We start from the raw sequence: 22,817 nt of genomic DNA, 5'->3' as shown, positions 1-22,817 counted from the left end.
GGCTGCGTCAGAGGTGTATAAGAGACAGGCTGCAGGGCCCCCAGGTCGACCAGGATGAACGCGGTCCCGACCAGGTGGTCGAGCGAGCGGATGACCTTCAGGGCGTTCTGGAACCCCGTCTCGGCGGTGTCGAGATGCCCGGCATGGGCGTCGAGCACCGCCATGCTGTGCAGGATCTGCGCCTCCAGCCCGAGGTTGCCCGCCGAGTGCACGAGCAGCCTCGCCTTCTCCAGGTAGATGCGGGCCGTCCAGTCAGCGTGCCGGTCCAGATAGATCTTGGCGATGCCGTGCACCGCTCCCGCCTCGCCCGCGCGGTCGCCCGCCTGCGAGAGCAGATCCGCGGCCTTGGCATACGTCTTCTCCGCCCCGTACAGGTCGCCGCCGGTTCTGCTGATGGCGGCCAGGTCGCTCAGCGCCAGCCCTTCGCCCCCGGTGTCGCCGAGGCCGCGGAACAGCTCGGCGGAGCGTTCGAGCAGTTGCCGCGCCTCGGCCAGGTCGTGGCGGATCGTGGCCCGGTGGCCCTGCGAGTACAGCATGGCCGCCTCGCCGCGCAGGTCGCCCGCCTTCTGTGCCGCCGCGAGCCCGCAGTCGGTGATCGACCGCCACAGCTCGAAGTGGCCGCCCGACTCCAGCAGCGGGAACAGGGCGAGCGCCAGCTCCCAGCAGTACTCCGTCTCGCCCAGCTCCGCGGCCTGCTGCGCCGCCGCCGCGATGCGCGCGGGCTGCGACTCCAGCCACACGGGGGCCCAGCCGGACGGCAGCCGGTCCAGCCAGGGCTCGGGCGGCAGCCAGCGCCGCGCGGCGCCGCGCACGATCCCCCAGTGGCCACCGCGGACGGCGACGTAGGCGGCGTCGCTCATGCTGAGCAGCGCGCCGAAGGAGCGTTGGAGCGCCGCCGCCCGCTCCTCCGGCGAATCCTCCTTCATCGCGCGGTCGTGCCCCACCGCCAGCACCAGGTCGTGGCAGGTGTAGGTCAGCCCCTCGTAGGCGCCCACCCCCGTCGGGGAGAGGAATCCGGCCTCGCCGAGCTGTTCGAGACGCTCCTCGGCGGCCGGCACCGAGATGTCGGCGAGGGCCGCCGCCATCCAGGGCGACACGCCCCGCTGGCCCAGCAGGCCGAGCCGGCGCAGCAGCGAGCGGTTCTCCTCGTCCAGCACCCCGTACGCCCATTCCAGCACCGGCTCGACCTCGCGCAGCTCCGACAGGATGCGCTGCCGGCCGGTGAGCCTGGCGGCCACCTTGCTGATCTGCCAGTGGGGCCGGGCCGCGAGCCGGGAGCCGACGATGGCCAGCGCGAGCGGCAGCCCGAGACACCGTTCGATGACCTGCTCCACGGCCGCCGGCTCGGCCGCCATGCGCTCGGTGCCCGCGCTCTGGGCCAGCAGCGCCCTGGCGTCGTGGGCGTCGAACGGCTGCAGCGGGATCAGGGTGACGCTGTGGAACTGGGAGGCGTCGGCCCGGCTCGTCGCGAGCACCGCGCACCCGGCGCTCCCGGGCAGCAGCGGCGCGATCTGCTGGGCGTCGGCGGCGTCGTCCAGGACGAGCAGCAGGCGCTTGCGCGCCGACAGGGAACGGAACAGCTCCGAGCGCTCCTCCGGGTCGGCGGGGATGGCCGGGGCGCTCACGCCGAGCGCCCGCAGGAACCGGCCGAGTACGTCGTGCGGCCGGGCCGGGCGCGCGCTCGCGCCGCCCAGGTTGGCGAAGAGCTGGCCGTCGGGATAGTCGCCGGTGAGGAGGTGCGCGACCTCCAGCGCCACGGTCGTCTTGCCGACGCCGCCGTTGCCGAGGATGACGACCACGGGCAGGTGCCTGCGCTGCTGCGGGGTCAGCGCCATCATGGCCACCTTCAGCTCACTGTCCCGGCCGATCATCGACGGCAGGCCGGCGGGAAGCTGCTGCGGGGTGAAGGCGGGCTCGGGCAGATGGTGGAGCGCGGAGTCCTGCTGGAGGATCTGCTCGTACAGGTGCTGCAGGTCCGGCGAGGGGTCCACACCCAGCTCGTCCACCAGCCGGTTGCGCAGGTCGGTGTAGGTGCGCAGCGCCTCGGTGGTGCGCTGGGCGCGATAGAGCGCCAGCATGAGCTGGCCCGCGAAGCGCTCCCGCATCGGATGGTTGGCGGTCAGCACGTGCAGCTCGGGGATCAGCTCGGTGTATCGGCCCAGTTCGAGCTGGGTCTCGATGCGCTCTTCCAGCGCCGCCAGGCGCAGCTCCTCCCACCTGCGGGCCTCGGCCGCGAAGATCTCGCCGTCGAAACCGGCCAGCGCCGGGCCGCGCCACAGCTCCAGCGCCCGGACCAGGTCGCGGGCCGCGTCGCCGGTGCGCCCGGCGCGCAGAGCGGTGCGGGCGAGGGTGACCAGCCGCTCGAAGACGTTGGCGTCCACCGCCTCGGGCGGGGTGACCAGCACGTAGCCGCCGTTGTCGGTCTGGATCGACGCGGCGCCCATGAGGTAGCGCAGGCGTTTGACGGCGCCGTGGATCTGCGTGGAGGCGGTCTTGCGCGGCGAGTCTCCGTACAGGGCGTCGATCAGCTGATCCTTGGACACGGCGTCGCCGGGGGAGAGCAGGAGCCGGGCGAGCACGGTGCGGTCCCGGACCCCCGCGACGGGGACCTCCGCCTCACCGCGGCGGACGATCAGCGGACCGAGTATTCCGTACGTCAAGACTGGAACCATCGCCTGCTCCATCTCGTCCACCGGCCTCGCGCGAACGTTCTTCGCCCCCAGAGATATTCACCGGGCCCCCGCCCAGAATATTCGCAGGTGTTCGGATCGCTTTCCGGCCCTGACTTAACGTCATGTGCCTGTCACCAATGGTTCACCGGCCGCCGCGCGACCTTCTCGCGCCCTCCAGCAATGTCCCTGCCCGGACATTTGTTTATTCAAGGAAATGTATCGGTGTGCCACGGAAACTGTACTCAGCCCTACTGGAGAAGTGAAGACACCGCCGGGAACGGGCCTGTGGCCGGTGGATTACGGCATCGCAAATCGGACGTGCGCGACGAGGGGATTCCTGAGCCGGCGGGCGGCCGTGATCGGCCCGCGAACCGCCGCGACGAGCCCCGTTGACCAGTATGTTCGGCCTGCGGGTGGAGGCCGGGCACCGCCTTTCGCGCCATGATCGCGGCCGGGACGGGCCCTCCGAAAACCTCTCCGCCCCGGGCGGGTACCCGCCCGGGGCGGAGGAGCCTTTCCACGGTGCGGCTCACCTCAGGGAGCGGACCGCCTCGGCCTGCCCGGCCGGCCGCCGCCGCCCGCCGAACCGGAGGGCGAACGGGGTCAGCATCGACTCGAGCTGAACCGCGAAGCTAATCTTGCTGGACCCGGCGTTGCGCTCCTCGAAATGGATCGGAATTTCGACGATCGACTGCCCGAGCTGCCGGCAAAGGTGGTTCATCTCCACCTGGAAACTGTATCCGTCGCTGCGGATCGCATTGAGGTCGATGCGTTCGAGCACGTCACGCCGCCACATTTTGAAACCGCCGGTCGCGTCGCGTAGCGGGAGTTTCAGGATGGCGTTGACGTAGAGGCCGGCGAACTTGCTCAGCAGGCGGCGGTGCCGGCCCCAATCCGCGGAGAGCGAGCCGCCCGCCACGTATCTGCTGCCGATTACCACACCGGCGTGCGCGGACATGATCGTGCCCAGCATCCGGGGTATGTATTCGGGCCGGTGGCTCAGGTCGCCGTCCATTTGCACCACATAATCCGCACCTCTGGCGAGCGCCTCCTTCATGCCGGCGATGTGGGCCCGCCCGATGCCCTCCTTCACCTTGCGGTGCAGCACCACCATGCTGCCCGGGCGGTCCTCGTTCGCCCGTCCTGCGAGGTCGTCGGCGATGGACCCGGTACCGTCGGGCGAGTCGTCGTCCACGATGATCAGCATGAGGTTGGGCAGGTCCAGGGCGTGGATCGAGCGCGTCAGCTCGGCGATGTTGCCGGCTTCGTTATAGGTGGGGACCACCACCGCGACCTGAGCGTCTCGCCATGGCGAGGGCAGGGGTGATGTGTCGTTGACATATGATCTCGCGATGTTCATCATCACGCTCCCTTTCGCGTGACTCGCTTCAGCGGTACTCGGTGTGGATCGTCGTGCGGGGGAGAAGGGATTTCGCTCACCGAGTATCAATCCTGTCAAGTGAAATTGTAGCGAGGCGGCGCCGATAATATAAGTGGCCGCGCCCGGAAGATGCTGGTTGCCGCCTCTCCTGAATAACAGGAAATAGTTATGTTTAGTCAGCGGTGGCGTCAATGTTTGCGTATGGAAATCCCGGGACCCGCCCGCTCGGCCGCGATTCGTCAGGGGAAGCCGGCGATCATCGAGTTGGGGCCCCGCCGGCGACGCCCGCCGCAGGGCCGGCCGCCCCGCTCCCGGCCGGTGCGCGACCTCGTCTGAGGACCGCCGGACGGCCCGGGCGCATCCCGCCGGTCTCCTTGGGCGAGCGGCCGCCCTGGCCTACCGCACGTCGCTGACCGGCCCGTCGCCAACGCCGACGGGCGGGCTCTCACCTCCCGCTAGCCGTACGACTTGGCGACCCCGTCGAGCAGGTGCTCAAGGGTGTCGTAGGAAGGGATGTCGACCACGTCGATGAGATCGGTCGCGATGGGCACCCGGTGATCCGCGGCGACCTCGGCGAACCTGGCCGTGTCGCCCGAGCGGAACCCGTGCTCGGCGGCGAGCCTCTGCAGCTCCGGATCGGTGCTCAGCAGGCGTCCGACACGGTCGCCCGATGCGTTGAGCGGCACCAGCGTGTGCTGGGACAGCACGGTCGGCGACGGGTACATCAGCACCATCCCGGGCTTGACCTGCCCGCGCGTGGCGGCGTCGATGAACTGCGCCTCGTAGATCCAGACCAGCGGGGCCGGGCCCATGCCGACCGTGAGGTATTCGTGGAACGGGCCCTCGGAGGTGTTGTCGGTGTAACCCTGGCTGGTGAAGAGCTTGGTCATCAGGGGCAGCACGCTCTTCTCGGCGCCGGCGCCGTGCACGATCTTGCCGCCGTTGGCGACGTAGCCGGCGATCGCCAGATACATGGCGGCGGAGTTCGAGGTACGGGGGTCCGTCGTGGAGACCAGGACGCTCTTGTCGACCGGATAGGCGGCGTTGCCCGGGAGCTGGTCCCACGTCACGTCCGTGGTGACCAGTTCGAGGTAGCGGCCGACGTTGAAGGCCAGGACGGGGCCCTGCTTCGCGACGCCCGCCTTGATCAGCAGATCCGCGATCGGCCGGAACGTCGCGATCGCCATGGGCGAGGAGAACGGCGTGTACTTCGTGCTGATCCGCCGCTGACGCTGGATCCACTCGCCCGCCGGTGCGCTCGACGGGAACGCGAAGTCGTAGCGCGCGAGGTCGACCGAGGTGGCGATCTGGCGTGAGCCCGCCGGTTCGACTTCGACCCGCACCCCCTTGCCGGCCAGAGCCCGCACCACTCGCGGGTCCTCGAAGAAGGCCTTCTTCTCCGAGCCGATGACACCGCGCACGATCGTCAGCGGGGGCGGGGCCGGGACTTGCGCCTGCCTGACATTCACGACCACCACGGCGGCGACAACGACGGCCGCGGCCACCAGGATGAGCGACAGAAATTTCTTGCCGCGGACGCGGGAAAGCCGCGGCGGCGATGGCGGATCGCTTTCCGGAGAATGAATGCCAGATGAATCGGAAATGTCGGCCGCGGTCTCCGGGTTCGATTCCGCCTTCGCCTCGTTCTGGGCGGTGGTGGCGGTCTCCGATTGGCCGTCCGCGGACGTTTTCGGCGGCGCGGTGGGCCGGTCCTGCGCATTCGCCGCCACCTGTGCCGTCAATTCTCCACGGGCTATGCGCTCGACCAGGATCGGGACGAACTCCCTGACAGGATGGCCGGCGAAGCGGAGATGGGCCGCTTTCGTCACGCCCTCGACATGCTCGGGGGGATGGGCGCCGGCGAAAACCTGGATCAGGTGATCGGTCGTCCGGTTTATCGCCTGCTCCTCGCGGAGAGTATCGACACTCACCAGTATCTCCTCGACCTAGCATTGCTCAGATATCGCGGCAAGCAGCCGTGCCTGCCCGGGCGCGCCGGGCCCAACCTTATAAGGGTTTTCGGATGCGCGATAACCGGGCCGGTTCTCTTATTCGACCTCGCTGGTGAAGGGGCTTCGGAAATCATTTGTTCATCGTCCGGTGGCCTTTTATTCGGCCGGAAACAGCCGTCGTTCATGCTCGTTCACACCCGGGGGCGGCGGGCTCCGCCGGACAAGCCACGCGGACCGCCCGGCCGCGGCTGCGGCGCGGGCGCGCACGCTCACGCAGGCCGGGGGCAACCGCGGGAAGACCCTGCCGGCTCGGTAGCTGAGCTGGGGTGTCATACAACCTAGTCCGAGATCATTGACGGACCTTTGTAATGATCCTTATGGTTTGCCCGGGTTGATCATTATCTGAGCCGGAGCGTTCTCATGCGGGTGATCGCGGGTTTAGTCGTTGCTGCCTTGGTCGCCGGTCTGGCACCCGCCACACCCACGGCTCCACCTCCGGCTCCAGCCGCGGCCGTGACCCCGGTCGCCGCCACGACGCCGGTGCGGGCCACGGGCGAAGCGGCCACCGAGCAGCAGGCGTCGGCGCAGGCCACGGACGTGTCGTACGCGCACGACGCCAACGGCCGCGTTACCGGTGTGTTCGCCCAGCCGGGCGACGGCTCGAAGATCAGCCATGACCCCGCGGGCAACATCACGGAGGTCCGCGACCTGCCCGCCGGTACGCTCGCGGTCGCCCAGGTCTCCCCGCCCGCCGCCACCCCGGGCACCGCCGTGACGGTCTACGGCACCGCGTTCGGCACGGACAAGTCCGCGGTGCGGGTCTCCTTCGGCGGCACCACGGCGACCCCCGGCGCCGTCACCGACCACACCATCACCGTGACGGTCCCCGACGGAGCCGCCTCGGGCGACGTCACCGTGACCGTCGGCGGCAAGTCCGCCTCCTGGGCGGGCTTCAAGGTCTCCGGAAGCCGGCCCAAGCCCGCGATCTCCCTGACCGGCATCAAGGTCAGTGACTCGGGAGCCGAGCTGGCGGTGCCCGGCAGCGGCTTCGACCCGGACAAGATCCGCAACGTCACCTCGCTCAACGGATCGAAGATCCAGGTGACGCAGGCCACCGCGGGCGACCTGAAGGTCAAGCTTCCGCCGGGACCCGCGTTCGGCCACGTGAAGGTCGTCAACCCGGGCGGCAGCGCGGTCTCGTCCGGCGACGTGGTCGTCCCGCCCACGCCCTACCTGGCCGCCAACGTCGGCACGGGTGGCGCGGTGCGGCTGGCCCAGAACACCCTCACCGCGGTCCAGGTCGGCGCGGCGGAGCAGATCGCGCTGGCGCTGTTCGAGGTGGAGGCCGGCCAGCGCGCCATGCTCTACCTGTCCGGCAAGACCTTCTCCGGCTGCCTTCCCCTCACCGTGTACGGCCCCGACGGGGCCACGCTGCACAGCCAGAGCATGTGCTCGACCACGTGGGAATGGGAGCTGCCGCCAGGCTCGAAGGCCGGGACCTACGCCGTGCTGCTCGACCCGGAGAACGACGGGACCGGAAAGGTGGACGTGCTGGCCTCCGCCGTGGTGGACGCCACGGCCGAGCTCACGCAGGACGGGGCGCAGGGATCCCTCACCACGACGCTCCCCGGCCAGCAGGCCGTCTTCACCTTCACCGGAACGGCCGGCCAGCGGCTCTTCACCAAGCTCGGCATGCCGACCGGCACGAAGGCCTGCGACGTGACCGCCAGCGTGCGCGCCCCCGACGGCACCGATCTGGTGAAGGACACGTGCGTCTACGCGGTGGAGTCCTTCCTCGACACCGTCACGCTGCCGGCGGCCGGTACGTACCGGGTGATCGTCGATCCCAAGGGCCTGGTCGCCGGCACGTACAAGGCGGCGGTGGCCGGCGTGCCCGCCGACGTGGCCGTGTCGACCTCGCCGGACGCCGTCCCCGCCGAGGTGGCGATCGTCAAGCCCGGCCAGAACGGGACGGTGACGTTCACCGGCACGACGGGGCAGCGGGTCTTCACCAAGCTGACCGTCCCGGCGGGCGCTCCCGCCTGTGCGCTGGACGTGCGGCTGTTCAAGCCCGACGGCACCGAGCTGCTCAGGAGCACCTGCCTCTACCAGGCGGCCGAATACCTGGACACGACCGTCCTGCCCGCGGACGGCACCTACACCTACAAGGTCAACCCGAAGGACGCCTGGACGGGCACTCCGACGTTGCAGGTGCTGAACGTGCCTGCCGACGTGGTGGTGGCGACCTCGCCGGACGCGGCGGCGGCCTCGGTGGCGATCGCCAAGCCGGGCCAGGGCGGGGCGGTCACGTTCACCGGCACGGCGGGGCAGCGGGTCTTCACCAAGGTGACCGTCCCGGCGGGCGCCCCGGCGTGCGCGCTGGACGTGCGGCTGCTCAAGCCGGACGGCACCGAGCTGGCTCGGAACAGCTGCGCCTACCAGGCGGCCGAGTATCTCGACACGGTCATTCTGCCCGCGGACGGCGCCTACCGGTTCACGGTCAACCCGAAGGACGCCTGGACGGGCACTCCGACGTTGCAGGTGCTGAACGTGCCCGCGGACGTGGTGGTGGCGACCTCGCCGGACGCGGCGGCGGTCTCGGTGGCGATCGCCAAGCCGGGCCAGGGCGGGGCGGTCACGTTCACCGGCACGGCCGGACAGCGGATCTTCACCAAGGTGACCATTCCGGCGGGCGCCCCGGCCTGCTCGCTGGACGTGCGGCTGCTCAAGCCGGACGGCACCGAGCTGGTCAAGGACACCTGCCTCTACCAGGCGGCCGAGTACCTGGACACGGTCACCCTGCCCGCGGACGGCGCCTACCGGTTCACGATCAACCCGAAGGACGCCTGGACGGGCACGCTGACGTTCGCTCTGACCGGCGTCCCCGCCGACGCCACCGTGCCGACCTCGCCGGACGCCACCCCGGCCGCCGTGGCGATCGCCAAGCCGGGCCAGGGCGGGGCGGTCACCTTCACCGGCGCGGTTGGGCAGCGGATCTTCATCAAGCTGACCGTCCCGGCGGGCGCTCCGGCGTGCGCGCTGGACGTGCGGCTGCTCAAGCCGGACGGCACCGAGCTGGCCAAGGACACCTGCATCTACCAGACGGCCGAGTACATCGACACGCTCGAGCTGCCCGTCGCCGGGGCGTACCGGCTGGTCTTCGACCCGAAGGACGCCTGGACGGGCACGATCACGGTCGCCCTGGTCGGCGTGCCCGCCGACGCGCAGAAGGCGGCGACCGTCGGCGGGGCGGACGTCACGGTCACCACGACCAAGGCCGGGCAGAACTCGGCGGTCACCTTCACCGCCACCTCCGGGCAGAGCATCAAGATCACCATCGTGGACGAGACGTACACGAGCTGCCTCACCACGGAGCTGTGGCCGCCCACCGGCGCGCGCCTGTGGTCCTCCTGCCTGTCCAAGAACGGCACCAAGACCACCACGCTGACCGCCGCCGGCACCTACACCATGAAGCTCAACCCCAAGGACGACGAGATCGGGGCGGCCACCATCCGCGTCGCGGTCGCGACCGCCGCGAGCGCCGGCAAGCAGGCCGCCAAGCCGAGCGAGACGGCTCGGGAGAAGCTGCCCGAGGGGGTCGAGCGCGGCGCGCCCGTGGCGACGTTCACCGCGAAGAAGCCCAAGGAGGCGAGCCTCACCGGGGTCGTGAAGACCACCGCCGGGCTGCCGCTGCCCGGCGTCACCCTGCGCGCCGACGGCCAAGAGGCCCGTACGGACGCCAAGGGCGCCTTCCACCTCACCGGCCTGCGCCCGGGCGTGCGCCGCCTGCGGATCGACGGCCGCAGCGCCTCGACGAGCAAGCTCACCTACGGCGTGTTCGACGTGCAGGTGCCGCTCAAGGCGGGCGGCAACGAGCTGTTCTACACGCCCTACCTGCCGGCCCTGGACACCGACTACGAGATCGACATCCCCTCGCCGACCACCAAGGAGGTCGTGCTCTCCAACCCGGGCGTGCCCGGCCTGGAGGTACGCATCCCGGCGGGCGTGACGATCGAGGACGCCGACGGCAAGCCCGTACGGCGCGTCGGCGTCACCCCGATCCCGGTGGACCGCACGCCGATCCCCATGCCGGACGGCGTGCGGGTGCCCGTCTACTACACGGTCCAGCCGGCCGGCGGCCGTCTGGTGGGCGGGACCGCCAAGATCACCTACCCGAACTACCTGAAGCTTCCGGCGGGGCAGCGCGTCAACTTCTGGCACTACGACAAGAGCGGAGAGGGCTGGGAGATCTTCGGCGCGGGCAAGGTCGACCAGGCCGCCCGGCAGGTCGTCCCCGACGCGGCCACGGCGATCTCCGACTTCGACGGCGCCATGATCAACGTGCCGGGCAACGAGGAGCCGCTGTGGAAGTGGCTGCTGAAGTTCATGAACGCCTCGGGCGACCCCGTCGACCTCGGCAGCGGGCTGTTCACCATGAGCCAGACCGACCTCATGGTGGACGACGTCCTGCCGCTGGCCGTCAACCGCGGCTACAACCCGGGCGACACCCGCAAGCGCTCCATGGGCATCGGGAGCAACGACCTGTACAACATGTACCTGTCGTCGCGCCGGCAGTACCAGGAGGCCGACCTCAACTTCCCCGACGGGTCCCAGGTGCACTACGTGCGGACCTCGCCCGGCACCGGGTTCTGTGACGCGGTCTTCGAGGCCCGAGACACCTCGCCGGAGTTCACCGGGTCCGGCTTCCACTACGTGGGCGAGTGCAACCGGGGCGGCTGGCACCTCAAGCTGCGCAACGGCCTGACCTACGTCTTCGGTGACGAGGCGCCGCTGCAGGAGATCCGTGACGTGCAGGGCAACACCGTCAAGATCCTGCGCAAGTACAAGAACAGCTTCGGCAGCTACCTCGGGCCGGTCACGGAGGTCCACTCGCCGAACGGGTTCTGGCTCAGCTACTCGCACGACGACGCCGACCGGGTCACCAAGGTGGAGGACAACGCGGGCCGCTCGGTGACGTACGGCTACGAGAGCGACCGGCTCAGGACCGTGACCGGCCCGACCGGCCTGGCCACCACCTACGGCTACGACGCCGCCGGCCGGATGAACGCCATCACCGATTCCCGCGGCCACACCTACCTGGCCAACGTCTACGACGCCAACGGCAGGGTCGCCACCCAGACGATCCTCGGCCAGGGCACCTACGCCTTCACCTACACCCTCGACGGCACGCGCGTGGTCGCCGCCCAGGTCACCGAGCCGGACGGCGCCGTACGCAAGACCACCTACGACGACCTCGGCTACCTGGCCACGGACACCCAGGCGGCGGGCACCGACCGCGAGCACACCATCAGGATCACCCGCGACCCGGACAGCGACCTGCCCAGGACGATCGACGACGGCCTCGGCCGGACCACGACGATCACCTACGACGCCGCGGGCAACCCCCTGGAGCTCAAGGGCGCGGCGGGGGCGGCCACCGTGACCGGCCGCGCCACGTACCAGGGCACTCCGTACGGCAGGCCGGACACGCTGACCGACCCCACGGGAGCCGTCACCCGCTTCGAGTACGACGCGCGCGGCAACCCCGAGAAGATCACCGACGCGCTGGGCCGTACCTGGAAGACCAGCTACGACGCCCAGGGGCACCCGCGCACCCGGACCACCCCGCAGGGGCGCGTCACCACCTACGACTATGTCGACGGCGCGCTGAGCACGGTGACCGACCCGGAGGGACGCAAGACCCGCTTCGTCCGGGACGCGGCCAACCGCGTGGTCGAGACGATCGCCCCTGACGGAACCTCGACCGCCCGGGTCTACGACGCGGCCGACATGCTCAGGTCGGTCACCGACGCGGGCGGCGACGAGACGACCTTCGGCTACGACGAGAACGGCAACATCACCTCGGTCGAGGACGCCCGCGGAAAGATCACCTCCTACCGCTACGACAACGCCGACAGGCTGCTCGAACGCACCGACCCGCTCGGGGCGAAGGACACCTTCACCTACGACGGCATGAACCGCCTGTCCACGGTCACCGACCGGCGCGGCAAGGTCACCGAGTACCGCTACGACGAGCTCGGCCGGGCCACCTTCACCGGCTTCGGCAAGAACGGCCAGAGCTTCGAGTCGACGCAGAGCGCCCTGTACGACGCCAGAGGCCGCATCCGCGAGCTGAGCGACAGCACCGCCGGCGCCGGGAAGATCATCTACGGCTACGACGACCTCGACCACCTGATCTCCGAGACCAGTTCGGCGGGGACCGTCGGCTACTCCTACGACGCGGCCGGGCGGCTGAAGTCCATGACCGCCTCGGGCCAGCCGGCGGTCGCCTACGACTACTTCCCCAACGGCCTGCTCAAGTCGGTCACCCGGGGCGCGGTCAGCACCGTGTACGGCTATGACGACGACGCGCGGCTGACCTCCAAGTCCCTGCCCGGCGGGATCACGGCCGCCTACGGCTACGACGACTCGGGCCTGCTGACCTCGATCGGCTACCAGCGGGGCAGCACCGGCGTCGGCGACGTGGCCTACGACTACGACCTGCTCGGGCGCCGGACCCGGATGCACGGCACGCTCGTACGCGCCCAGCTCCCCGCGCCCGCGACCGGCCTCACCTACGACGACGCCAACCGGCTGACCGGCAACGGCGGCCGGACCCTCGGCTACGACCCGGCCGGCAACCTGACCTCCGACGGCATCTTCACCTATACCTGGAACGCCCGCGGCGAGCTCGTGTCGGTGTCGGACGGCAGCGTCACCACGACCCTCGGCTACGACCCGGCAGGACGCCGGGTCGGCAGCACCACGGGCTCCGACACCACCCGCTTCCGCTTCGACGGCGACGCCCTGATCGGGCAGACCGGACCCGGCGGGGTGGACGTCTCCTTCCTCAACGGCTTCGGCCAGGACGAGGCCCTCGCGCGGATCAGCGGCGACGGCCAGGTCCAGGGGCTGCTCCCCGACGCGCTCGGCTCCACGCTGGCCCTGACCGACGGCTCGGGCCAGATCACCACCACCTACGGCTACGACCTGTTCGGCGCCACCACGTCCTCCGCGACCGACGACCCCAACACCGTGCGCTGGACCGGCCGCGTCTCCGGCGCGCCGATCCCGGGCGGGCTGCAGGACAACAGATCCCGCCTGTACTCCCCGTCGCTGCGCCGCTTCGTCTCCGAGGACACCATCGGCTTCGGCGGCGGCTACAACCTCTACGAGTACGCGCTGGGCGACCCGGTCGACTACACCGACCCCGACGGCACGATCCCGCCGCAGGTGGTGGCGGCCGCCGGCGCCTGCGTCGGCAACGGACTGGTCAACACCATCGCCGGTGCGCTGCTCGGCCGCAAGCACTCCTTCGGCGACTACGCCAGGGGCTTCGGCAAGGGCTGCCTGGAAGGCGCCCTGGGCTCGCTCACCTTCGGCGGCACCAAGTTCGCCCGCTTCGGCAGGTACGGCGACGAGGCGGTGGAGAGCGTCGGCAAGACCTGCCGACTGACCAGCAGCTTCGTGCCGGGCACCAAGGTGCGGATGGCCGACGGCAGCGCCAAGGCCATCGAGGAGGTGGCGGTCGGCGACCGGGTCCTCGCGACCGACCCCGCCACCGGGCGGACGAGCTCGCAGCCGGTCGTGGCCACCATGACCAGCCAGGGTGCCAAGGACCTGGTCAAGGTGGGCATCGCGGGCGGGGTGGTGGTCGCCACCGACAACCATCCGTTCTGGGTGCCGGCGCTGAAGACCTGGCTGCCCGCCTCCGAGCTGCGGCCGGGCATGTGGCTGCGCACCTCGGCGGGCACCCTCGTCCAGGTGTCGGCGGTGGAGACCGAGCAGCGCGACAGCCAGCGGGTCCACAACCTCAGCGTGGACGGTCCGCACACCTACCACGTGGTCCAGGGCGGGACCGACGTCCTCGTCCACAACAGCCCGCGTCCCAAGTACCCCTGCGGCTGGCTGTCCCCGACGGAGTGGGCCAACTCCGTCAAGCGCGAGATCCGCGACCGGTACCGGGGGGACACCAGCTTCGAGAGCGGCCGGCACGGCGAAGGCTTCAAGGCCGCCGCCAGGGACCTCGAACGCTTCATCAGGGAGCACCCGGGTATGCTGCCGGAGATCGAGAGGGAGCTGCGCGCCACCGCCAAGCGCTGGATGGCCAACGGCAGATCCACCGGCCACTCCGGAGGATGGTGAGCGTTGCCCGCTGACACCCCGGCGGACGGGCCGGCTCCGGTCACGGGGCCGACCCCGGCCGACGGGCCGGTCGGGACGGACGGGCCCACCCCGGCGGACGGGCCGGCCTCGATCGGCGAGCTGATCGAGGCGGCGGAGGACGGGCCGGAGGTTCCCGAGACGTTCGGCCGGTTGCTGCGCGAGAGCGAGCGGCTGCTGAAGCAGGACCCCGGCTCGGCCGACGCCCACCGCGCGCGGGGCTACGCGCTCTACCTGGTGGGCGCCCACGCCGAGGCGCGGGCCGCTTTCGAGCGGGCGGAGCTGCTGCGGCCCGGGAACCAGTGGGCGCTGTTCCACCTCATCGTGCTCGCCTACCGTGACGGCGACCACGGTGCGGTGCTCGGCGCCTTCTCCCGGCTGGACCGCGCCTACTTCGAGGGTGAGGACAAGCTCTGGCGCTATCTGGTGGCGTGGGAGTACGAGCTGTGCGCGGCGGCCAGGCTCGGGCTGGACGAGCACGTCGCCGCCCGCCTGCCGGCGCTGATCACCGAGTACACCGACCGCCAGGACGACCCCGAGGAGATCCTGGAGCGGCCGGGCAGGCTGCTCCAGCTCTACGGTGAGCAGCCCGGCGGGCCGCTGCGCGAGCTGTTGCGGGTGCAGCTCGCCCGGCTGGCGCCCGGCGGCTGGATCCGCCCGCACGAGCTCTAGCTCCCGGCCCGGGGCGACCCGGGGCGAGGCGGCGCGGGGCCAGGCGGAGACGGCGCGGTTTCCTAGCCCAGCAGCGTGTCGCCCCAGTGCCCGCCGGGAGACACACCGGGCGGGCACGCCCACAGGCCCGACCCCACGTGCCGGATGTAGGTCGAGAGCCGGTCGTCGGTGGCCAGCCTGCGCTGCACGGGCACGTACTGGCGGCGCGGGTCGCGCTGGTAGGCGAGGAAGAACAGGCCCGCGTCGATGCGCCCCTGGGTGTCGCTGCCGTCCACGAAGGAGTAGCCGCGCCGCAGCAGCCGGACGCCGCCGTTGGACGCGGGATGGGCCAGGCGCACGTGGGAGTCGGCGGGGAGCGTGGCCGGGTCGAAGCCGTCGCGCTCGCCCTTGCCGCCGAGCGGGGCGCCCCCGGTCTTGGTACGGCCGATCGTGGCCTCCTGCTCCTGCACGGAGACCTGGTCCCACGACTCCAGGTGCATGCGGATCCGCCGCGCGACCAGGTAGCTGCCGCCCGCCATCCACGCGGGCCCGTCGGCGGAGCTCACCCAGACATGCTGGTCGAGCGCGGCATGGTCGTCGTGCGCGATGTTGTCGGTGCCGTCCTTGAAGCCCATGAGGTTGCGCGGGGTGAGCTGGGCGGGCGTGGTCGAGGAGGTCTTGCCGTACCCGAGCTGCGACCACCGCACGCTCACCCGGCCCAGCCCGATGCGGGCCAGCGTGCGGATGGCGTGCACCGCCACCTGCGGGTCGTCGGCGCACGCCTGGACGGCGATGTCGCCGCCGCCGCGTGCCGGGTCGAGCTTCTCACCGGGGAAGGGCGGTAAGTCGGCCAGCGCGGGCGGCCGCGAGGCGGCCAGGCCGAAGCGGTCTTCCCCGGCCCGCTCGAACAGCGTGGGCCCGAATCCGACGGTCAGCGTCAGGCGGGAGGCGGGCAGGTCGAGGGCCTCGCCGGAGTCGTCGGCGGAGCTGACCCGGCCCGCCGTCATCGACTCGGCGGCCCTGGTCCAGGAGACGAGGAGCGCGACCAGCTCCTCTCGCGTGCCCACGGCCACGTCGAAGGCGGCGAAATGGAGCCGGTCCTGTACGGGCGTCGCGATGCCTGCCTGATGCGGCCCGTGGAAGCCGACGACCTGTGCCGGGGCCGCGCTCGCCGGCGGCTCCGGCTCGCCCAGCAGGAAGGCGCCCGCCGTCGCCGCCGCGCCGGCCATCACGCCCGCGCCAGAGGCGGTCAGCAGCCCGCGCCTGCTCAGTCTCCCCACCGAACCTCCCTCCGAAGATCTTGACCTTATCCTGCCGTCCCGCCGCCCCAGCTCGTCCTGTCACGCCTCACGGGACGGTGATCGTTCGCTCCGGCCGGCGCCGTGCCGAGGGATGCAAGCCGAGCACCGGCGACCACGCAATCTTGACCATTGACAGCATGTGCCTTTTGTCTGCATCTTCTTACGCGTGACACAGCGCGCAGGGCCCGGCCGGCGGCGGCGTCACCAAGGAAGGTGATCGCGTGTCCCAGCCCGGCACGGCCCCCGCCCCGGAACGGACTCCCGCGTGGCGCTACGCCATCGGCATGTTCGGCACCTCGATCCCGATCAACATGATCAAGGGATCGATGATCCTGTACTACGTCGACATCCTCGGACTCGACGTGCGCGCCTACGGCGTGGTCATGGTGATCTACGCGGTCATCGACGCGCTCGACAACCCGGTGCTCGGCCACCTCTCCGACCGCACCCGGACCCGGTTCGGCCGGCGCCGGCCGTGGCTGCTCGTCGGCGCGCCGATGCTCGCGGCCTGCATGATCGCGTTCTTCTCCGCGCCGGCCTCCCTGGAGGGCATGGGCCTCCTGCTCTGGTTCGCGGTGTTCGCGATCCTGTGCGAGGCTTTCGACTCGATGCTCAACGCGAACTACGGCGCGCTGCTCCCCGAGCTGTTCCCGCAGGAGCGCGACCGCGCCGTGGCCAACGGCCTGCGCCAGGGCTTCCAGCTCGTGGCCCTCGTGATCTCGCTCGCGGTCACCCCGCTGCTCACGACGCAGGTGTTCGGCACCGAGGACTCCACCCAGGGCTTCCAGACCACCGCGATCATCTATGGCGCGGTGGCGCTCGTCGTGATCGTGTTCATGGCGCTCAGCGCGCGCGAGAGCCCCCGCTACTCCACGCGCGAGCGGCCGGTGCTGCTGCGTAGCGTGTGGTCGATCGTGCGCAACCCGATGTTCTGGACGGTCGGGCTCACCGGCGCCTGCTACGGGATCGCCATGGCGCTCGTGCTCTCGGGCATCCAGCTGTACGTCCGCTACTCGCTCGGGCTCCCGGTCGGCAACGCGCTCTACCTCCAGGGCATCGTCATCCTCGTCTCGGTGGTCGCCCTCGTGCTCTGGACGCGCGTCGTCGCACGCCGCGGCGCCCTGTGGACCTGGCGGCTCGCCTTCGCGATCCTCGCGGCCAGCTTCGCGGGGCTGTTCTTCGCCACCGACCTCGTCACCGCGATCGCCGCGGGGGTGCTCGTCGGGGCCGGGTGGTCGGGCATGCTCGCGACGAACGACCTCATCGTCGCGCGGGTGCTGGACGCCGACGCCGCACGCAACGGCCAGCACCGCGAGGGGCTCTTCCTGTCCGCGTTCGGCTTCTTCGGCCGGCTCAACGGGATCGTGACCGGGCTCGCGCTCACCTCGCTGGGGGTGTTCTTCGGCTACAACTCGGGCGACGACCCCGGCGCCGACCCCGGGCTCGCGTTCCGCGTGTACCTGTGCGTCTACCCGTTCGTGCTGACGGCGATCGGCGCGGTCGCGGCGCGATTCGTCTCGGTCCCGATCGAGACACCACCCGCGGCGGACGAGACACCACCCGCGGCGGACGAGCCGCTCGACCCGCCGCCCGCCGGTCCCGCGGACGAGTCGGCCGCGGAGCGCCCCCGATGAGCCGCCGGGTCGTGATCACGGCCGACGACCTCGCCAGGGAGCCCGGGACGACGGAGGTCATCGTCGCGCTGCTCGCCGATGGACACGTCAGCGCGACGACCCTCATCTGTCTCTCACCCGCCGCCGAGCAGGCCGCGGACCAGGTCAGGCGGCTCGGCGTCGTGCCCCGGCTGCACGTGACGCTCACGAGCGAGCGCGGGCTCCCGCGCTGGCGGCCCCTCGACGGCGCGGCGAGCCTCGTCGATCCCGACGGGTCGCTCAGCGACGATCCGATGGTCCTCGGAGCCCGCGGCGAGGCCCAGGACGTCATACGGGAGGCGGAGGCTCAGCTGGCCTGGATGCGAGACCGGGGCTACGCACTGGAGGCGGCCGACTCCCACGCCGGCACCCTCTACGGCCTGCACGGCCGGTCATGGCTCGCCGAGGCGCTGGAGTGGTGCGCGCGCCACGGCCTCGCCTTCCGGCTGCCCCGTGACCCGGAGCCGTACATCGGCGGGCCGCTCCCGCCGCAGCTCGCGACGGCGCACCAGCGCGCCGTCGCCCTCGCCGACGCGCTGGGCGTGCCCATCCCGCAGACGATCGCGACCAACCGGCGCAGCGCACGCGAGCTCGGTTCCTACGAGCGCCTGCGGGACGACTACCTCCGGCGGCTCGCCGCACTTCCCGAGGGCACGAGCGAGTTGTTCCTGCACCCGTCCCGCGAGGACGCGGTCACGGGGCCGGACGGCATCGTGCGGACGTGGGAGACCCGGCTCCTGCGTGACCCGGCCTGGCACGCCGCCCTGGAGAGCGAGGGCGTCGAGGTCGTCGCAGGCTGGTGGACCTGATCCACGAGCCGCACGTCCGTCGTCCCTGAAGCCGGCCGGTCGACCTGACCCGCGGGCCGGGCGTCCGCCGTCCCTGAAGCCGGCCGGTCCGCCGCCCGCCCGACGGTCAAGAGGAGACCGCCTGCATCGCCGTGGGGTCCTCCTGCGGGCGTTCCGGCCGGAACCGCCACGCCATGAGGACGGCGAGCAGCGCGAAGAGCGCGGCGCTGAGCACCGCGACCGTGTGCAGCCCGCTCATGAACGCCTCGTGGCTCGCCCGGATCAGCGCCGTGGCCTGCTCCGGAGGAAGGGCCGCGGCGGCGGACACCGCGCCGGCGACCGTGTCGTACGCCTGGTGCGCGACGCCCGCCTGGTGACGGTAGACCGCAGCGGCGACCGTGCCCAGAAGGGCCATGCCGAGCGTGCCGCCGAGGTAGTTGGCGGTCTCGGACATCGACGCGGCCGAGCCGGCGCGCTCCGGGGGCACGGACCCGACGATCAGGCCGGTGCCGAGCGCGAACAGCGGCCCGGTGCCCAGAGCCAGCACGGTCACCCCGGCGACCGCCGCCGGCACGCCCTCGCCGGTGAGCAGCAGCGACCCGGCGGCCGAGATCACCAGGCCGCCGGCGATGGCCCGCTTCGGGCTGACCCAGCGGGTGATCGCCGGGGTCAGCATGGTGCCCAGGGCGACGCCCAGCCCCATGGGCGCGAACAGCAGGGCCGCCTCGGCGGGCGGGTACCCGAGCACCGACTGCAGGTACTGCGTGACCTGCAGGCCCGTGCCGGCCATGGCGATGCCCGCGAGCACCAGGGCGAGCAGGATCAGGGCGAAGGACTGGCGGGTGAGCAGGCGCAGGTTCAGGAGGGGGTGCTCAAGACGCAGCTGACGGCGTACGAAGACGACGCCGAACCCGCCGCCCACCAGGAGCGCCACGAGCGGCACGACCGGCGAGCCGCCGCCGGCGGCGGCCAGGCTCTTGACCCCGTAGACGACCGGCAGCACCGCCAGCAGCGACAGCGCCACGCTGGCGAGGTCCAGGCGGCCGGGGTCCGCGCCGCGGAACTCGGGCAGGACCGCAGGCCCGGCCACGAGCAGCACCGCGATCACCGGCACCGCCACCAGGAACACCGACCCCCACCAGAAGTGCTCCAGCAGCAGCCCGCTCACGACCGGCCCCATCGCGCCGCCCGTGAACTGGCAGGTCGCCCACACGGCGATGGCCACGCCCCGCTGCCTGCCGTCACGGAACATGTTCGTGATGAGCGCCAGCGTGGACGGCATCAACGTGGCGCCCGCGACGCCCTGCACCGCCCGCCACGCGATCAGTGCCGCCGGGCTCGCCGAGTACGCGGCCAGCACGGAGGCGACGGCGAACGCCGCCCCGCCCAGCAGCAACAGCCGCCGCCGTCCGACCCGGTCGCCCAGCGTCCCCATCGTGGTCACCAGACCGGCCACCATGAACCCGTAGATGTCGGTGATCCACAGCTGCTCGACCCCGCTGGTGCCCAGATCCGCGCTCAGCTGCGGCAGCGCCATGAACAACGCGTTGATGTCCACGGCCACGAGCAGGGTGGGCAGCGCGAGCACGCCCAGCCCCAGCCACTCCCGCAGACCGGCCTTCGCGATCGCTCTGTCTTGCATGTCTTTTACCTCTCGTCCCGGTGTTGACACGGGAGAGTCGGAGCAGACCTGGGCACCTCTACACGAGCTGGGAAAATCTTCCGGACGATCCATCGCGAGTCGATGTCGAGGACGCCGGTACGGCTCCGACTAGCTGACGAGAACGCAGAAAACGCACCGTGAGGAGCTGACGATGAAATACATGCTGCTGATCCACAACCGTCCCGGTTTCGTGGGAGAGCTGTCCGACGCCGAGCGCGAGGCGCTGATGGCCGATGTGGGCGCCATCATGCAGGAGCTCAGCAAGTCGGGCGAGCTCGTCCGCGGCGAGGCCCTGGCCGATCCGGCCGAGGGCAGGACGGTACGGGTCCGCAACGGCGCCACGGTGATCACCGACGGACCGTTCACCGAGGCCAAGGAGCACTTCGCCGGCCACATCATCGTGGACGTGGACTCGCTGGAGCGGGCCACGGAGATCGCGGCGAGGTGGCCGGACGCGAAGTACGCGGCCATGGAGGTCCGCGCCGTGATCCACGAGTCCGGTCCCGAGGCGTGACGACCTCCTTGTCCACCCGGCGGCCCGGGTACGCGCCGGCCGGATGACGCCGGCCGCCCGTCCGGCGCGATCAGCGGATCGCGCCGGACGGACGCCGGCCATCGCACCGGCGGACGCCTGGCCGCCGGCGCGCACCGAGCGGCTGTCGGCGAGGCGGCGTTGTAGGAGATGCCGGCGACGCTGCCCGGGGCGAGCCAGGGTCAGTTCGGAACCGGCAGGGCCGAGCGCACGAGGCGCGGGGGTCGTCACCACGCCGATCCGGCGATCTGGCGGGTGGGAGCGTTGAGGCGGTTCCACAGGTTGACCGTGGCGATCGCCATGAGCAGACCGGCCGGCTCGGTCTCGGAGTAGTGGCGGGCGGCCGCGTCCCACACCTCGTCGCCGACCTGGCCGCCGTCGGCCAGCCTGGTGGCCTGCTCGGCCAGCGCCAGCGCGGCCTGCTCGATGGCCTGGCCCAGCCCGAGCAGCGCCTGCGTCGCGCCGGGCGGGACCTGAGCCGGGTTCTTCATCCGTGCGTCCATGGGGTCTCTCCCTGGAGCCGTGATCGACACCTTCCTGACGAAGACCGGCGGCGAAAGGTGACCGCCGCGCGGCCCCGGGAGGCGGCGCGCCGATCGCGCGTCCGGCCGGCGCGGTCCCGAGCACCCGGCGCGTGAGGAGGATCAGCGCAGGTGGCGGTGGATGGCGTGGCGGATCTGCGCGGGCGTCATCGGATCGGTCGACAAGGCGCTGTGCAGCACGAGCCCCTCGATGAACGCGTCCAGCTCCCTGGCGGTGGTGGCGTCGAAGTGACGCTCCAGCGCCTGGCGGCTGCGCGCCATCCAGGTCTGGGTGACGGCTCTCAGGGCCGGGTTGCGCGCCGCGGCCACGTACAGCTCCACGGTGAGGACGAGATCGTGCCGCGAGCCGAGCAGGTCGTCCGACACCAGCCCGATGACGGCCTCGACCGCCGCGGCGCGGTCCCCGGCGGCGCTCAGCCGCTCGTCGAAGACGCGGGCCACCGCGTCGGCGTGCCGGCTGAACGCCTCGGTGAGCACCTCCTCCAGGGAGGCGAAGTGATAGGTCATCGAGCCGAGCGGCACGTCCGCCACCCGGGCGATCTCCCGGTGCGTCGTCCCGGCGACGCCGCGCTCGGCGATGACGGTGAGCGCGGCGTCGATCAGCCGGTCCCGCCGCCCGGGGTCGTGCCGCCGGGGCCGCCGCGGAACGGGTGATCGCTCGGGGGCCGGGCCGCTCACGCCGGACTTGTTCCGATCGCGCGGATCACCCGGGCGGGGTTGCCCACGGCGACCACGTTCGCCGGGAGGTCGCGGGTGACCACCGATCCGGCGCCCACGACGGTGTTCGCCCCGATCGTGACCCCGGCCAGGACGATCGCCCCGCTGCCCAGCCACACGTTGTCGCCGATGGTGATCGGCCGGGCGGCCTCCCACTTCGCCCGGCGCGGCTCCGGGTCGACCGGATGCGTCGGGGTCATGAGCTGCACGTACGACCCGATCTGCACGTCGTCGCCGATCGTGATCGGCGCGACGTCCAGGGCGACGAGGCCGAAGTTGGCGAACGAGCGGGCGCCGATGCGGATGTGGCTGCCGTAGTCGACCCGCAGCGGCGGCCGGATCTCCGTGCCCTCGCCGATCGCGCCCAGCAGCTCGGCGAGCAGCCGGCGCCGCTCCTGCGGGTCGCGGGCGGGGGTCGCGTTGAACGCCTCCATCAGGTCCATGGCCCGCAGGTTGTGCTCGGCCAGCTCCGGGTCGTCGGCTATGTACAGGTCGCCGGCGAGCATCCGCGCACGCATCGAGCGGCCATCCGTTTCAGGCATCATGCGTACGAGCGTACCCAGCAAATGTACATATGTACGTATAGACGGGAGGCCGCGGGCCGCGCCTCAGCGCTCGGCCAGATTCTTGACCCACGCGGACACGCTCTGCATGAGCACGTCGAGCTCCTTGCGCAGCTCGGCGTTCTCCCCCTGGAGCCCAGCGTTCGCCGCGCGCAGCCGCGCGTGCGCCTCGCGCAGTTCCGCGTTCTCCTTGCGCAGCCAGATCAGCTCGGAGCGCTCGTCGGCCGGCGGCGGGGGCTG

At 71.5% G+C, this 22,817-nt stretch carries 14 protein-coding genes; 5 read left to right on the top strand and 9 right to left on the bottom strand.

Going from position 1 to position 22,817, the window contains the following annotated elements; all coding sequences use genetic code 11:
* The 3 genes from ETD85_RS43265 to ETD85_RS43255 all read right to left on the bottom strand — a co-directional run.
* Nucleotides 1–2,672: AfsR/SARP family transcriptional regulator (locus ETD85_RS43265; protein WP_170247151.1), on the bottom strand; the 2,672-nt coding region annotated here is incomplete at its 3' end.
* A 529-nt stretch (nucleotides 2,673–3,201) separates the two neighbouring features.
* Nucleotides 3,202–4,035, bottom strand: coding sequence for a polyprenol monophosphomannose synthase (locus tag ETD85_RS43260; protein ID WP_240779813.1), 834 nt, complete (start codon nucleotides 4,033–4,035; stop codon nucleotides 3,202–3,204).
* Between the two features lie 473 nt (nucleotides 4,036–4,508).
* Nucleotides 4,509–5,984: a three-helix bundle dimerization domain-containing protein gene (locus ETD85_RS43255; protein WP_240779812.1), complete on the bottom strand. Its 1,476-nt coding sequence runs from the start codon at nucleotides 5,982–5,984 to the stop codon at nucleotides 4,509–4,511.
* A 534-nt stretch (nucleotides 5,985–6,518) separates the two neighbouring features.
* On the opposite strand from ETD85_RS43255, the gene ETD85_RS43250 reads away from it, so the two are divergent.
* Together ETD85_RS43250 and ETD85_RS43245 are read left to right on the top strand one after the other, a co-directional pair.
* Entirely contained in the window at nucleotides 6,519–14,150 is a 7,632-nt protein-coding gene (locus ETD85_RS43250; RefSeq protein ID WP_170247150.1) for a polymorphic toxin-type HINT domain-containing protein, read from the top strand.
* Between the two features lie 3 nt (nucleotides 14,151–14,153).
* Entirely contained in the window at nucleotides 14,154–14,840 is a 687-nt protein-coding gene (locus tag ETD85_RS43245) for a hypothetical protein (RefSeq protein ID WP_138695646.1), read from the top strand.
* A gap of 62 nt (nucleotides 14,841–14,902) precedes the next feature.
* Here ETD85_RS43245 and efeB read toward each other — a convergent pair whose 3' ends face one another.
* Nucleotides 14,903–16,099: an iron uptake transporter deferrochelatase/peroxidase subunit gene (gene efeB, locus ETD85_RS43240; RefSeq protein WP_206059237.1), complete on the bottom strand. Its 1,197-nt coding sequence runs from the start codon at nucleotides 16,097–16,099 to the stop codon at nucleotides 14,903–14,905.
* Between the two features lie 242 nt (nucleotides 16,100–16,341).
* Here efeB and ETD85_RS43235 point away from each other — a divergent pair, with 242 nt between their 5' ends.
* A complete protein-coding gene (locus ETD85_RS43235) occupies nucleotides 16,342–17,754 on the top strand; it encodes an MFS transporter (protein WP_138695645.1) in 1,413 nt (470 codons plus the stop codon).
* Nucleotides 17,751–18,581 carry a carbohydrate deacetylase gene (locus tag ETD85_RS43230; protein WP_138695644.1) on the top strand — a complete coding sequence of 277 codons (831 nt, stop codon included), beginning with the start codon at nucleotides 17,751–17,753 and terminating at the stop codon, nucleotides 18,579–18,581. Before ETD85_RS43235 ends, ETD85_RS43230 begins: the two co-directional genes overlap by 4 nt.
* A gap of 106 nt (nucleotides 18,582–18,687) precedes the next feature.
* Here ETD85_RS43230 and ETD85_RS43225 read toward each other — a convergent pair whose 3' ends face one another.
* Nucleotides 18,688–20,202, bottom strand: coding sequence for an MFS transporter (locus ETD85_RS43225; protein ID WP_138695643.1), 1,515 nt, complete (start codon nucleotides 20,200–20,202; stop codon nucleotides 18,688–18,690).
* A gap of 172 nt (nucleotides 20,203–20,374) precedes the next feature.
* Between ETD85_RS43225 and ETD85_RS43220 the strand changes: the two genes are divergently transcribed.
* On the top strand, nucleotides 20,375–20,737 hold the full coding sequence (locus ETD85_RS43220) for a YciI family protein (protein ID WP_138695642.1): 363 nt from the start codon (nucleotides 20,375–20,377) through the stop codon (nucleotides 20,735–20,737).
* A gap of 245 nt (nucleotides 20,738–20,982) precedes the next feature.
* Here the strand turns inward: ETD85_RS43220 and ETD85_RS43215 are convergent, their stop codons facing one another.
* The 4 genes from ETD85_RS43215 to ETD85_RS63690 form a co-directional block, all read right to left on the bottom strand.
* Complete coding sequence (locus tag ETD85_RS43215; RefSeq protein WP_138695641.1) at nucleotides 20,983–21,258, bottom strand: carboxymuconolactone decarboxylase family protein; 276 nt, start codon at nucleotides 21,256–21,258, stop codon at nucleotides 20,983–20,985.
* A gap of 141 nt (nucleotides 21,259–21,399) precedes the next feature.
* The gene (locus ETD85_RS43210) at nucleotides 21,400–21,975 is read right to left on the bottom strand and encodes a TetR/AcrR family transcriptional regulator (protein WP_138695640.1); all 576 of its coding nucleotides are present in this window, start codon (nucleotides 21,973–21,975) and stop codon (nucleotides 21,400–21,402) included.
* Entirely contained in the window at nucleotides 21,972–22,559 is a 588-nt protein-coding gene (locus tag ETD85_RS43205) for a sugar O-acetyltransferase (protein ID WP_240779811.1), read from the bottom strand. The genes ETD85_RS43210 and ETD85_RS43205 overlap by 4 nt, the downstream gene beginning before the upstream one ends.
* A 63-nt stretch (nucleotides 22,560–22,622) precedes the next feature.
* The coding region (locus tag ETD85_RS63690) for a hypothetical protein (RefSeq protein WP_206059236.1) at nucleotides 22,623–22,817 on the bottom strand (195 nt) is incomplete at its 5' end.

Origin of the sequence: Nonomuraea zeae, assembly GCF_005889725.1 — a bacterium.
Classification (GTDB): domain Bacteria; phylum Actinomycetota; class Actinomycetes; order Streptosporangiales; family Streptosporangiaceae; genus Nonomuraea; species Nonomuraea zeae.
This window is presented reverse-complemented; position numbering and strand designations above follow the sequence as displayed.